Consider the following 14073-nt stretch of genomic DNA (forward strand, 5'->3'; position numbering starts at 1 on the left):
GTTCGGGTGGGCCGGGCGCGCGCCGTCACCGTGTGGCGCGTGGGCGCTGGTAGCGGTGTTTCATGCTGCGCAACATCCGCCCCAGGATTCCCCGTCCCCCGACCCGCCGCATCAGGGCCGCCCTGCTCGCCTCGGCCGTCTCCGTCTGCCTGATCGCCGCGAGCGCCCCCTCGCCGGCGACCCCTCTCGGGATCGGCGACAGCCTCTTCCCGCACCTGGGCAACCCGGGATACGACGTCCAGTCGTACGACCTCGCGTTCACCTATCCCGGAGCCAACGACAAGCCGCTCGCGGCCGTCACCACCATCGACGCCCTCACGTCCTCCCGGCTGGAACGCATCAACCTCGACTACGCCCACGGCAAGGTGCAATCGGTCGAGGTCAACGGGAAGCGCGCGGCATACACGACCGCCGGGCAGGACCTCGTCGTCACGCCCGCGAAGCCGCTGCCGCTGGGCAGCCGGATGCACGTCGTCGTGCATCACACGAGCGACCCGGTCACGGCCGAGGACCAGGACGGCGGCTGGGTCCGCACCAAGGACGGGCTCGCCATGGCCAACCAGGCCGACGCCGCCCACCTCGTCTTCCCGTGCAACGACCACCCCTCCGACAAGGCGATGTTCACCTTCCACGTCACGGCGCCCGACGGGTACACGGCCGTGGCGAACGGCCTGCCCGCGGGAGCCGACCGCTCCCGCCGGTCCACCACCTGGACGTACCGCACCCGGCACCCCATGGCCACCGAGCTGGCGCAGGTCTCCATCGGCCGGTCCTCCGTGCTGCACCGGAGCGGGCCGCACGGTCTGCCCGTACGGGACGTCGTGCCCGCCAAGGATGCCAAGAAGCTCGAACCCTGGCTGAAGAAGACCCCCGACCAGATCGCCTGGATGGAGGGCAAGGTCGGCCGGTACCCCTTCGAGACGTACGGGCTGCTCATGGCCGAGGCGCAGACCGGCTTCGAGCTGGAGACACAGACGCTCTCCCTGTTCGAGAAGGGGCTGTTCACGGAGCCCGCGTACCCGAAGTGGTACGTCGAGTCGATCATGGTGCACGAGCTGTCGCACCAGTGGTTCGGCGACAGCGTCAGCCCGCGCGCCTGGTCCGACCTGTGGCTCAACGAGGGACACGCCACCTGGTACGAGGCCCTGTACGCGGAGGAGAAGGCGCACAAGCCGATGGAGGAGCGGATGCGGGCGGCGTACCGCGCGTCCGACTCCTGGCGCGACGCCGGAGGCCCGCCCGCAGCACCGAAGAAGCCCGCCCCCGGCCAGAAGATCAGCATCTTCCGGCCGAGCGTCTACGACGGAGCGGCACTCGTCCTGTACGCGCTGCGCGAGAAGATCGGGCGCTCCGCCTTCGAGCGCCTGGAGCGGACCTGGGTGAGCGTCCACCGCGACGACGTCGCCTCGACGGACGACTTCGTGACCCTCGCGACCGCCGTCGCCGGCCGTGACCTGAGCGGGTTCTTCAAAGCATGGCTGTACGACACGAAGACCCCGCCGATGCCGGGGCACGAGGACTGGAAGAGCGACCCGCCGAAGGCGCGCAAGGGTGCCTGATAACTCGCGTGACGAGACGGGCCGTCCCGTGCGACCATCTTCGAGTCGCCGGCCCGGCCCCTTGGGGGTTCGCCCGGCGGAATCCGGGAATCTCCCGGTGGCCGGGGACGTTCTCCCCTATGACGGACGACGTCCGCCGAACAAGTGTTCCCATCGACGTAAGGATCCAATGACCTCCTCTTCTTCCCCTTCCCAGGACGCGCAGAGCTTCGCGCAGAACTACCCCGAAGGTCTTCGGGCCGATGCCCTGATGGAAGAGGACGTCGCCTGGAGCCACGAGATCGACGGAGAGCGGGACGGCGAGCAGTTCGACCGCTCCGAGCGCGCGGCACTGCGCCGCGTTGCGGGCCTCTCCACCGAGCTGGAGGACGTCACCGAGGTCGAGTACCGGCAGCTCCGCCTGGAGCGCGTCGTACTCGTCGGCGTCTGGACCACGGGGACCATTCAGGACGCGGACAACTCGCTCGCCGAGCTGGCCGCCCTCGCGGAGACCGCGGGAGCGCTCGTGCTCGACGGCGTCGTCCAGCGCCGCGACAAGCCCGACGCGGCCACGTACATCGGTTCCGGCAAGGCCTACGAGCTGCGCGACATCGTCGTGGAGACCGGTGCCGACACCGTGATCTGCGACGGTGAGCTGAGCCCCGGCCAGCTGATCCACCTCGAGGACGTCGTCAAGGTCAAGGTCATCGACCGTACGGCCCTGATCCTCGACATCTTCGCCCAGCACGCCAAGTCCCGAGAGGGCAAGGCACAGGTCGCGCTCGCGCAGATGCAGTACATGCTGCCGCGACTGCGAGGCTGGGGTCAGTCGCTGTCCCGTCAGATGGGCGGCGGCAAGGGCGGCGGCCTCGCCACCCGTGGTCCCGGTGAGACCAAGATCGAGACGGACCGCCGCCGTATCCGCGAGAAGATGGCGAAGATGCGCCGGGAGATCGCGGACATGAAGACCGGCCGCGAGATCAAGCGTCAGGAGCGCCGCCGCAACAAGGTGCCCTCCGTGGCCATCGCCGGTTACACCAACGCCGGCAAGTCCTCGCTGCTCAACCGCCTCACGGGCGCGGGCGTCCTGGTCGAGAACGCGCTGTTCGCGACCCTGGACCCGACCGTGCGCCGCGCGGAGACCCCGAGCGGCCGGCTGTACACGCTGGCCGACACGGTCGGCTTCGTACGGCACCTGCCGCACCACCTGGTCGAGGCGTTCCGCTCCACCATGGAGGAGGTCGGCGACTCCGACCTGATCCTGCACGTGGTGGACGGTTCGCACCCCGCGCCGGAGGAGCAGCTGGCCGCCGTGCGCGAGGTCATCCGCGACGTCGGCGCCACCGATGTGCCGGAGATCGTGGTGATCAACAAGGCGGACGCGGCGGACCCGCTGGTGCTCCAGCGGCTGATGCGGATCGAGAAGCGCTCCATCGCGGTCTCGGCCCGCACCGGTCAGGGCATCGACGAACTGCTCGCGCTCATCGACAACGATCTGCCGCGCCCCTCGGTCGAGATCGAGGTGCTCGTGCCGTACACGCACGGCAAGCTGGTCGCCCGCGCGCACACCGAGGGCGAGGTGATCTCCGAGGAGCACACCCCGGAGGGCACGCTGCTCAAGGCGCGCGTGCACGAGGAACTGGCGGCGGACCTCGCGCCGTACGTTCCGGCACCGGCGCTGTAGTCGCACTCCGGGCTCCGTGACGCCGGAGACCGACGAGCAAGAAGGCCCGCCCCCTCTCGCAGGGGGCGGGCCTTCGTCGTTCCCGGTGTGTGCGGTGCTGCCGGTGACGGTGCGGTGCCCGCCGGCGTCGCGTGCGACGGCGGTTCCACCGGCATTGCGTGACGAAGTGGTCCGCCGGCGCCGTGTGCCGTGGTGGTCCGCCGGCGCCGCGCGTGACGGGTGCCCTACTGGCCGCCGTACTCCTCGCTCATGCTCTGGTAGAGCGCCTCGGCGCCCTTGCCGAGCTGCGGGCCCGCCAGCCAGGTGTTGTCGGACGGGCCGATCGACGTGTTGGAGACGAGCCTCGTCTCGCCGTCGACCACGCGGAACCAGCCGCCGCCGGAGGAACCGCCGGTCATCGTGCACCCGATCCGGTACATCGTCGGGAGCGCGGGGTCGAGCGAGAGGCGGCCCGGCCGGTCGACGCACTTGAACATGTCGAGACCGTTGTACGGCGGTGCGGCCGGGTAGCCCCAGGCCCCCATCGCGTCGACGTCCTGGGCGGACGGTGCGGAAAAGTCCACCGCCAGGGCGTTGCCGACGGTCTCCTCCAGGGACTTGCTCCCCTGCTCCGGCTTCACGTGCAGCACGGCGTAGTCGTACGGCGCGCCCGCGCCGCCCGTCTCGTCACCGCCCGAGATCCACTGGTTCGACGTGGAGGCCCAGTCCGCCCACCACTGGCCGTAGGGCGCGATCTCCGAGGCCGTGGCGCTGCCCAGCTCGGACTCGGACTTGCCCTGGTCGTTGTACGAGGGCACGAAGGCGATGTTGCGGTACCAGCCGCCGCTGCCGCCGGCGTGCACACAGTGCCCGGCGGTCCACACGAGATTGGACTTGCCCGGGTGGTTCACGTCCTTGATGACCGTGCCCGAGCAGACCATCGAGCCCTCGGGGGAGTCGAAGAACACCTTGCCGACCGGGGCGGCGTACTCGTGGTACGGAGTCTTCTCGGCCTTGGCGTCGACGGGTGCCGGGTCGGGGTCGCTGACGCCCTGGTCGGCGGCCGCGTCCTTCGCGGAGATCGTCTTGTCGGGGTCCTTGGCCGACTTCATCCGCTCGGGCTTCCACAGCCCGTCGATCACCGGGTTGACGAAGTCCTTGGCCTCACTGAGCCACTTGTCCTTGTCCCAGTTCTTCCAGCCGCCGTTCTCCCACTGGTCGACATCGATGCCGTGTTCCTTGAGCCGGTCCCTGATGTCACCCGGGATCTTGATCTTGTCGTCGCCGCCCTGGCTGACGGGCGTGCTCGGTTTGTCACTCGCCTTGTCGTCACCGGACTCGCAGGCGGTGGCGGTGAGCGCCAGGGCCGCGACGAGTCCGGTGACGGCGAGCAGACGCCTTCGCCGGTGAGTGGAACGCATGGTGCTGAAACCCCCGTTGGAGCTGATGTGTCATGTGCTGGTCAGGTGTGGGGTGGCCGTGCGCGTAACCCGCCCGACGCGACACCCCACTGTGCCCGTGCGGCCGGGGACGAACGGCGGTGAGCCGGTGAAGTTCCCGTGAGCCGGCCCACCGCCGTCCGTCCGAGTGCCGCTACGTCCTTCGCGTCACTGCCCGGCGAACTTCTCGCTCACCGAGTTGTACACACCCTTGGCCACACTGCCCAGGCGCGGGCCCGCCAGCCAACCGAACTTGACCGGGCCGATCGAGGTGTTGGACACCAACGCCGGCTTGCCGTCCGATCCCGCGGCCACCCAGCCGCCGCCGGACGAGCCACCCGTCATGGTGCAGCCGATGCGGTACATCGTCGGGTCGGCCTGCGCGACCGACAGCCGCCCCGGCTTGTCCGTGCACTGGAACAGCTTCTGACCGTCGAACGGAGCCGCCGCCGGGTAGCCCGTCGCCGTGATGCTCGACACCTTCGGCACGGCCGGAGCGTTGAAGTTCACCGGGAGCGCGGAACCGACGGTCTCCTCAAGGGACTTGCCGTCGCTGCCCTTCTCCGGCGTCACATGGAGCACGGCGAAGTCGTACGGGGCACCCTGGCCGCCCGTGGAGCCACCCTGCTCGATCCACTGGTCCGAGGTCTGCGCCCAGTCGCTCCACCACACGCCGTACGGCGCGACCTGCTGCCGGCCGGCCTTCTCCAACTGCGCGGACGTCATCCCCGAGTCGTTGTACGAGGGCACGAAGGCGATGTTGCGGTACCAGCCGCCCTTCTTGCCGGCGTGCACGCAGTGGCCCGCGGTCCACACGAGATTGGACTTGCCCGGATGCGCCGGGTCCTCGACCACCGTCGCCGAGCAGACCATCGTGCCCTCGGGGGAGTCGAAGAACACCTTGCCGGCCACCGGCACGCTGCCGTGGTACACGGGCTTCACGGCCTGGGCCGTCACGGGAGCGGGGGTCGGGTCGGTGACACCCTGGTCACCGGAGAGGTCGCTGTCGTCGACGCCCTTGTCCTTGTCGGGGTCGTCGGCCCCACGCATCCGGTCCGGGTCCCACAGACCCTTGATGATCGGGTTGATGTAGTCGTCCGCCTCGCGCAGCCAGTCGTCCTTGTCCCAGTTCTTCCAGGCGCCGTTCTTCCACTTGTCGACATCGATGCCGTGCTCTTTGAGCTTGTTCTTGATGTCGTCCGGAATCTTGATCTTGTCGTCGCCGCCCTGGGTCGCGGCCGCGCTGGGCTCGCCACCTGCCTTGTCGTCCCCCGAGTTGCAGGCGGTGGCGGTCAGTGCCAGCGCCGCGGTGAGGCCGATCGCGGCCAGCACGGGGGAGGTTCTGCGGCGCGCGCCCCTCCCTCGACGGGCGGCGAAGGGCGGACGTATGGATCGCATGGTGTAACTCCCCCTGGACGTCAGAGAACTGTGCGCTGCTGGTGCGGTGCGTACGTCGTCGTGTCCGTCGTACGCGTGCGTACGTGCGGCTTCGTACGGATCGGCCGAACCGGAGCCCCGGTTCGGGACCTCGGGGAGCCGATCGACCTTGATCGTTCGATAAGGCTGAACGGCACCACACCTTATGCGGTCGCTGTGGGGGACATCCGACGGAACGGCAACGGTTCCGTCACGGCAAGGATCTTCGACTCACCCGCTTCCCCGGACGCGCCGCGTCGTTGATACGTACGGGGGGCCTGCCGCCTGTGTTCAGAACCCCTCGCCAACTCGCCTGTGGACAGCGGGAGGACCTGTACCAGTGGCCGTGACCGAGTCTGCGGTGGTGCCGGTGGGAGCGACTGGGCCGTCCGAGGGGAAGCGGGCCGGTGTGCCCGGAACCTCCGACACGGCGCCCGAAGCTGTTCCCGGAGCGTCCGAGGGGGCGCGCGCGGCGCACGAGGGGATTCTGCGGCGCCAATCGGCGCGCGAGTCGGCGGCCCGCACCTATGCGCGTGCCTTGCCGATCGTTCCCGTGAGGGCCCGCGGCCTGACCATCGAAGGCGCCGACGGACGCCGATACCTCGACTGCCTCTCCGGCGCGGGCACCCTGGCCCTGGGGCACAACCATCCGGTGGTCCTGGAGGCGATCAGAAAGGTCCTCGACTCAGGGGCCCCGCTGCATGTCCTCGACCTCGCCACCCCGGTGAAGGACGCGTTCACCACGGAGCTGTTCCGCACACTGCCCCGCGAGTTCGCCGACCGTGCCCGGGTGCAGTTCTGCGGACCGGCCGGGACGGACGCGGTCGAGGCGGCCTTCAAACTGGTGCGCACGGCGACCGGCCGGGCGGGCATGCTCGCCTTCACCGGCGCCTACCACGGGATGACCGCGGGGGCGCTCGAAGCATCCGGGGGCGCGACCGACGTACGTGTCGCACGCCTGCCGTATCCGCAGGACTACCGCTGCCCGTTCGGTGTCGGCGGCGACCACGGCGCCGAACTCGCCGCGCGCTGGACCGAGTCCGTGCTCGACGACTCCAAGTCGGGCGTACCGCATCCCGCCGGGATGATCCTCGAACCCGTCCAGGGCGAGGGCGGGGTGATTCCCGCGCCCGACGGCTGGATGCGGCGAATGCGCGAGATCACGGCGGCACGGTCCATCCCTCTGATCGCTGACGAGGTCCAGACCGGAGTGGGCCGCACCGGCACCTTCTGGGCCGTGGAGCACAGCGGGATCACGCCCGACGTGATGGTGCTGTCCAAGGCCATCGGCGGCAGCCTGCCGCTGGCCGTGATCGTCTACCGCGACGAACTCGACGTCTGGCAACCGGGCGCCCACGCCGGCACGTTCCGCGGCAACCAACTCGCCATGGCCGCGGGTGCGGCGACCCTCGCCCACGTCCGCGAGAACGGTCTCGCCGAGCGCGCGGGCACCGTGGGAGCTCACATGCTGGCCCAACTGCGCGTGCTCGCCGATGACTTCCCCTGCGTCGGCGACGTGCGCGGCCGGGGCCTGATGATCGGCGTCGAACTCGTGCACCCCGAAGCGGCCCCGGACACCGTAGGAGGCCCCCGGCCCGCCGCACCCCAACTCGCCGCCGCCGTCCAGCGGGAGTGTCTGCGCCGAGGGCTCATCGTCGAGCTGGGCGGTCGCCACTCCAGCGTGGTGCGCCTCCTTCCTCCCCTCACCATCAGCGACGAACAGGTCACCGCGGTCCTCGACCGCCTCGCCGACGCCGTGGCAGCCGTCGTGCGAGGGGACCTGGGGCAGGGTGCGGTCCGCGCACCCATCGGCGGTCGCCGAGACGAGGAGGGACCACCCGGCGACGCATGCGGTCCGCCGGGCGTGTGCCCGCCACGCATGGAGGGCATGCCGCGCGACGAGGGCGTGGGGCGGTGGCGGAGCCCATAGTGGGCGGGGGCGGCGGGAAGTGCTCGGCGGGGCCGGGACCGGGGCGCGGGAGCGGGCGGTGCGTCCAGGGCGCCCGGTGCGACGGGTGTGTCCGGAGCATGCGGCGGGCGCGGGCGGGTCGGTCGAACCGGCAGGGCCTGACGAACCGGCAGAGCAGGCTGGGCAGCCCGTCCCGCGCTGACGCGGTCCGCCCGTCCCGCCTCGACGCGGTCCGCCCGTCCCGCCCTCGCCTGGGTCGCCCGGCCTACCCGTCCGTGGGGTGCTCGGCCCGCCATGGCGTGGGGTGCGCGTCCCAGTCAGACGTCGGGCGTCCGGTCCAGTCGGCGCTGGAGCACTCGCTCCGGTCGGTCGGTGGAGTGTTCGCGGTGCGGCGGGCGAAGCGTGGTGGGACGGCAGTGGGGCAGCAGTGGGGCGGGGCCCGCGCCCATCGTCCGAACTCGGGGTCCGAGCACGAAGGCCGAGTGCCCTTACTAGCCCGGGCGCCGGCCCGACGCCATCACCAGCCCGGCCTGTACGGCCAGCTCGTGCGGGACGACGAGTGGGGCCTGTACGGCCAGCTCGTGCGGGACGACGAGTGGGGCCTGAACGGCCAGCCCGTGCGGGACGACCAGCGGGGCCTGAACGGCCAGCCCGTGCGGGACGACCAGCGGGGCCTGAACGGCCAGCCCGAGCGGGACGACCAGCGGGGCCTGAACGGCCAGCCCGAGCGGGACGACCAGCGGGGCCTGAACGGCCAGCCCGTGCAGGACGACCAGTCCGACCGGAACCTCTGCCTCAGCCTGACCGCGGGCCCAGCCCGGACCACCAGCCCGTCCCGGAGGAGCCGGCCCCGTCCGAACCGGCCAGGAAAGCCGAAAGCCCACCTACCCGTAGCGACCGACTCGTCGCCGCACGAGCCCGAACGACCCCACAAGGAACTCCCGTGAACGCCACCCCCGCACCACACGGCCGCCCCGACAGCAACGAGCGCGCGGTCCGCGGCACACAGACCCCGCCGATGCCAGGAGCCGAAACGGTGCCCCGGCAGAAGGAGGGTGTCAGGGTGTCCGAGCGTCTGCGTGGCGCCACCGCCGATCTGCTGGAACACCCTGACGCGCAGACCGCTGCGCAGGCGGCGGCGGTCGAGAACCTGCTGCGCTGCTGGGTGCGGGAGAACGACTTGGCCGCGCCTGACGACGGCACGCTCCGCATTCCCCTCCCCGGCAGCGGCACGAGCCTCATGGTCCCCGTGCACTACTGGTCCGCCACGGGCTGGCACCGCTTCGGCCTGCCCTGTCTCGCCGGCGCCCCCGAGGGAGCACCGCCCGCGGACGCGGTGACCGTAGCCGCCCTGATCACCCGCGAAACGGCCACGGCGGCCGCGGCAGCCGACGGAACCGGAGCGGCCCGGGGAGCCGAAGGAGAAGGAGCCGGAGCAGCCGGGCGAGCCTCGGGTACCGGATCAGCCGGGCGGGCCGACGGAACCGGAGCAGCTGACGGAACCAGGGAGCCCGGACACGGCACCCGTGCGGAGTACGGCCCCGGCCTCGCGGGAGCCGACCTCGTCGGCCGGGTCGCCGACTCCGTGCACCGTACCGCCGCCTTCATCAGCGACCGCAGACAGCGGCCCGCGGACGCACCCCACCTCTTCCTCGCCGCCGAGCAGGCGCTCCTGCTCGGTCATCCGCTGCACCCCACACCGAAGGGCCGCGAAGGGCTCTCCGAGGCCGAGGCCCGGCTCTACTCGCCCGAACTGCGCGGCTCCTTCCCCCTGCACTGGATGGCGATCGCCCCTTCCGTGCTCGCCACCGACTCGGCATGGACGGAGCGCGGCCGCCCCGTGTCCGCGGAGCAGCTCACCCTGCGACTGGCGGGCGCGGAGCTCCCGCTGCCCGCCGGGTACGCCGCCGCCCTGCCCTTGCACCCCTGGCAGATGCGCGAGGTCCGGCACCGGCGCGAGACCGCCGAACTGATGGACGCCGGCCTGCTCAAGGACCTCGGCGCGCAGGGCGCCCCATGGCACCCCACCTCTTCGGTCCGCACCGTCCACCGCTCCGACGCCCCGGCCATGCTCAAACTGTCCCTGGGCCTGCGCATCACCAACTCCCGCCGTGAGAACCTCCGCAAGGAACTCCACCGCGGAGTGGAGGTCCACCGCCTGCTGCGCGGCGGTCTGTCCGAGCAGTGGCAGGCCGCCCACCCCGGCTTCGACATCGTGCGGGACCCGGCCTGGCTCGCCGTCGACGGCCCGGACGGCAACCCGCTGCCGGGGCTCGACGTCGTGATCCGCCACAACCCCTTCCGCCCGACGGACGACGCCGGCTGCATCGCCGGGCTGGTGTCACCCCGGCCGGCCGTGCTGCCCGGCAGTGGCAGGACGCTCGCGGACCGGCCCTCGATGCGGTCCAGGCTCAGCGAGATCATCACCGGGCTCGCCGGGCGCACCGGTCGTCCCCGCGGCGCCGTCGCCACCGAGTGGTTCCTGCGCTACCTGCACCACGTCGTACGCCCTGTGCTCTGGCTGGACAGCGAGGCGGGCATCGCCCTGGAGGCGCACCAGCAGAACACGCTGCTCCTCCTCGACCCCGAAGGCTGGCCCCGGGGCGGCCGTTACCGCGACAACCAGGGCTACTACTTCCGCGAGTCCCGGCGCGCGGAGCTCGACGCGAGGCTGTCCGGCATCGGCACCCACAGCGACACCTTCGTCTCCGACGAGGTCACCGACGAACGCTTCGCCTACTACCTCGGCATCAACAACGTGTTCGGCCTCATCGGAGCGTTCGGGTCCCAGCACCTCGCCGACGAGAGGCTGTTGCTCGCCGCCTTCCGCCGCTTCCTCGCCGACGTGGTCACCGGACCCGCCCGGCTGCGCACCCCCCTTCCCGCCCGGCTGCTCGAATCACCGGTCCTGCGCTGCAAGGCCAACCTGCTGACCCGACTGCACGGCCTCGACGAGCTCGTCGGGCCCGTCGACACCCAGTCCGTCTACGTCACCATCTCCAACCCCCTTCATTCCTGAGGAACATGTCCCACCCCGTCTCCTGAGAGGAGCGTCGCCGTGCCTCCCACCGACGCGAGCACCGACGCCGACACCGCACCCGCGCCCGTCCCGGGACGGGCCGACGCATCCGTCTATGAATCCGGCACCGAGACGAGTCCGCCCTCGGACTCCGACCTGGGCCCCTGCGTGAGCGCGGACGTCGAGGACACCCTCGACCTGCGCCTCCCCGACGAGCTCCTCGCGTACTTCGCGGAGACAGCCGACGGGCGGGGCGGATCCGTCCCGGGGGCCGTGGACGGAGCCGTAGGAGGCGGGGGCGGTGGCGCAGGCATCGCGCAGGGCGGTGCGACGGAGAGCACTTACGTCGCGTCGGCGGACGACGACCTGCTCGATCGTGTGGGCGGCTGGGGGCCGACCAGCACCCCTGTGGGCGTCTTCCAGCTCGTCCCCGTGCGAGTCGAACGCGACCTGACCCTGATCACCCGCTGGATGAACGACCCGGTCGTGGCCGAATTCTGGAAGCTCGCCGGGCCCGGGGCCGTCACCGAAGAACATCTGCGCCTCCAACTCGACGGCGACGGGCGCAGCGTGCCCTGCCTCGGACTGCTGGACGGCACTCCGATGAGCTACTGGGAGATCTACCGCGCGGATCTCGATCCCCTGGCCCGCCACTACCCCTCCCGACCGCACGACACCGGAATTCACCTCCTCATCGGTGGCGTCGCCCATCGTGGGCGAGGGCTCGGCTCCGCCTTGCTCAGAGCCGTGGCCGACCACGCGCTCGACTGCCGCCCCTCCTGCGCGCGTGTCGTCGCGGAACCCGACCTTCGCAACACCCCCTCCGTCTCCGCCTTCCTGAGCGCCGGCTTCCGCTTCTCCGCCGAGGTCGACCTGCCCGACAAGCGGGCAGCGCTCATGGTCCGAGACCGGGCCCTGCGCGATCTGTTGTAGCGCCGTCACTCTTGGTACACCGCTCGTCCCGTTCCGGTTCCCTGTCGAGGAGTCCCCGTGCCGAATTTCTCCGCAAACCCGGCCTCCGCAGCGACGCCCTCCCTGTACGACCCGCCTGAGCTGCGCGAAGACCGATGGGAGCGGGCCGGCCGCCGGCTGCTCGCCAAGATGATCGGCGAGTTCGCGTACGAGGGGATCATCGAGCCGGAGCCGGAGCCGGAGCCGGAGGCCGCGCCCGCGGCCCAGCTCGGCCACCGGCCAGAGCGCGGCCACGGGCCAGGGCACGGACTGGAGCCCGACGCCGGGCGAGAGCGGGAGCGCGGCGACGTACCGGAGTCCCATGAGCACGAGGCCGAGCCAGGGGAAGGACACCGGGCCGCGACCACCGGCCTACGCAACCCCCACTCCCTCCACTCCCGCTACTCCCTCCCCCTCGACGACCGGGGCACTCTGTCCTTCCGTGCCCGCCGTACCGCGTACGGCAGCTGGCGGGTGGACCCCGACTCACTCACTCTCACGGAGCGGGACGGGGAACCGCGGCCCTTCACCGACCCGATCCGGTTCCTCACCCGTGCCCGCGGGGTGCTGCGACTCGACGGGGCGACGCTCGGCCACGCCGTCCGCGAGATGAGCACCACCCTCGCCGCCGACGCGCGCCTCGACCACGACGCTCTCACCGCTGCCGAGCTGGCCGAGCTGGGGTACGCCGAACTGGAGGGCCACCAGACCGGGCACCCGTGGCTCGTGCTGAACAAGGGCCGCCTCGGCTTCTCCGCACGGGACGCGGGCGACTGGGCGCCGGAGGCCCGGAAGGCGGCGGCCCTGCCGTGGATCGCCGTGCACACCTCGCTGGCCGCCTACCGGGGCGTTCCGGGCCTCGACACCGCGGAACAGCTCTACGCGCACGAGCTCGCCCCCACCGTCAGGGAGTCCTTCGACGGCGTCCTCCGCGCGCACGGGCTCACCCCGGAGTCTTACCTCTACCTGCCCGTGCACCCCTGGCAGTGGGACGACGTCGTGCTGCCCCTGTTCACGTCCGAGGTCGCCGCGGACCGGATCGTGCCCCTGCACTCGGACGGCGACCTGCGCCTGCCGCAGCAGTCGATCCGTACGTTCCTCAACGTCTCGCGCCCGGACCGGCACGCCCTGAAGCTGCCGTTATCCGTCCTCAACACCCTGGTGTGGCGGGGCCTGCCGACGGAACGGACGCTCGCGGCCCCCGCCGTCACCTCCTGGATGCACAGCCTGCGCGACACCGACCCGTTCCTGCGGGACACCTGCGGGGTGATCCTCCTCGGCGAGGTCGCCTCTGTGACCGTCGGGCATCCGGTCTACGACGGCCTCCCGGAGGTGCCCTACCAGTACAAGGAACTGCTCGGGGCGATCTGGCGCGAGCCGCTGTCCCGTCGGCTCGCCCCGGGCGAACGCGCCCGCACACTGGCCGCGCTGCTGCACACCGACCCGCAGGGCCGCGCCTTCACCGCACAGCTCGTCGGGCGCTCGGGGCTCGCGCCGAAGGCCTGGCTGCGCCGCCTCTTCGGCGCACTGCTGCCGCCGCTGCTGCACTTCCTGTACCGGTACGGCACTGTGTTCAGCCCACACGGAGAGAACACGATCGTTGTCTTCGACGACCACGACGTACCGGTCCGGCTCGCCGTGAAGGACTTCGTGGACGACGTCAACGTGAGCGCCGAGCCGCTTCCCGAGCACACGTCCATGCCCGACGAAGTACGACGGGTGCTGCTCGCCGAGCCGCCCGAGTTCCTGATCCAGTTCATCCACTCCGGGCTCTTCGTGGGAGTGTTCCGCTACCTCGCACCACTCTGCGAAGAACAATTGGGCGTCCCGGAGGACGAGTTCTGGTCTCTCGTGCGCGCGGAGATCGTCCGCCATCAGACGCGGTTCCCGGAGCTGAAGGACCGCTACGAGATGTTCGACCTGCTCACGCCCCGTATCGAGCGCCTCTGCCTCAACCGCAACCGGCTGCACCTCGACGGCTACCGTGACCGCCCCGACCGCCCGCACGCCGCCGTCCACGGCACCGTCCCGAACCCCCTGCACCAGCCTTGATCACACATCCCGTACCCGTCTCGATCACGTCCGTCGCGGTCGCCGTGATCGCCCGATTGTCAGTGGAGCCCCGTAGGGTGGCAGCG

General features: G+C 71.3%; 9 protein-coding genes. 7 read left to right on the forward strand and 2 right to left on the reverse strand.

Going from position 1 to position 14073, the window contains the following annotated elements; translation table 11 throughout:
• Positions 1 to 62 precede the first annotated feature (62 nt).
• On the forward strand, positions 63 to 1559 hold the full coding sequence (locus BKI49_RS28165; RefSeq protein ID WP_095937071.1) for a M1 family metallopeptidase: 1497 nt from the start codon (positions 63 to 65) through the stop codon (positions 1557 to 1559).
• Between the two features lie 169 nt (positions 1560 to 1728).
• Positions 1729 to 3222, forward strand: a complete 1494-nt coding sequence (gene hflX / locus BKI49_RS28170) for a GTPase HflX (RefSeq protein ID WP_095937072.1) — start codon at positions 1729 to 1731, stop codon at positions 3220 to 3222.
• A 224-nt stretch (positions 3223 to 3446) separates the two neighbouring features.
• On the opposite strand, the gene BKI49_RS28175 is transcribed toward hflX, so the two are convergent.
• Positions 3447 to 4622: a trypsin-like serine peptidase gene (locus BKI49_RS28175; protein WP_095937073.1), complete on the reverse strand. Its 1176-nt coding sequence runs from the start codon at positions 4620 to 4622 to the stop codon at positions 3447 to 3449.
• A gap of 186 nt (positions 4623 to 4808) precedes the next feature.
• Positions 4809 to 6038, reverse strand: coding sequence for a trypsin-like serine peptidase (locus BKI49_RS28180; protein WP_095937074.1), 1230 nt, complete (start codon positions 6036 to 6038; stop codon positions 4809 to 4811).
• Between the two features lie 502 nt (positions 6039 to 6540).
• Between BKI49_RS28180 and BKI49_RS28185 the strand changes: the two genes are divergently transcribed.
• From BKI49_RS28185 to BKI49_RS28205, 5 genes are all read left to right on the forward strand, one after another.
• The gene (locus tag BKI49_RS28185) at positions 6541 to 7986 is read left to right on the forward strand and encodes a diaminobutyrate--2-oxoglutarate transaminase family protein (protein ID WP_257004994.1); all 1446 of its coding nucleotides are present in this window, start codon (positions 6541 to 6543) and stop codon (positions 7984 to 7986) included.
• Positions 7987 to 8510: 524 nt separating this feature from the next.
• The gene (locus tag BKI49_RS28190) at positions 8511 to 8912 is read left to right on the forward strand and encodes a hypothetical protein (RefSeq protein WP_095937076.1); all 402 of its coding nucleotides are present in this window, start codon (positions 8511 to 8513) and stop codon (positions 8910 to 8912) included.
• The gene (locus BKI49_RS28195; RefSeq protein WP_373557597.1) at positions 8909 to 10984 is read left to right on the forward strand and encodes an IucA/IucC family protein; all 2076 of its coding nucleotides are present in this window, start codon (positions 8909 to 8911) and stop codon (positions 10982 to 10984) included. Before BKI49_RS28190 ends, BKI49_RS28195 begins: the two co-directional genes overlap by 4 nt.
• 39 nt (positions 10985 to 11023) lie before the next feature.
• On the forward strand, positions 11024 to 11917 hold the full coding sequence (locus tag BKI49_RS28200; RefSeq protein WP_095937077.1) for a GNAT family N-acetyltransferase: 894 nt from the start codon (positions 11024 to 11026) through the stop codon (positions 11915 to 11917).
• A gap of 57 nt (positions 11918 to 11974) precedes the next feature.
• Positions 11975 to 13987: an IucA/IucC family protein gene (locus BKI49_RS28205; RefSeq protein WP_257004986.1), complete on the forward strand. Its 2013-nt coding sequence runs from the start codon at positions 11975 to 11977 to the stop codon at positions 13985 to 13987.
• The last annotated feature ends 86 nt before the right edge of the window (positions 13988 to 14073 follow it).

Origin of the sequence: Streptomyces sp. Tue6028 (genome assembly GCF_002300165.1) — a bacterium.
In the GTDB taxonomy this organism is placed as follows: domain Bacteria; phylum Actinomycetota; class Actinomycetes; order Streptomycetales; family Streptomycetaceae; genus Streptomyces; species Streptomyces siamensis.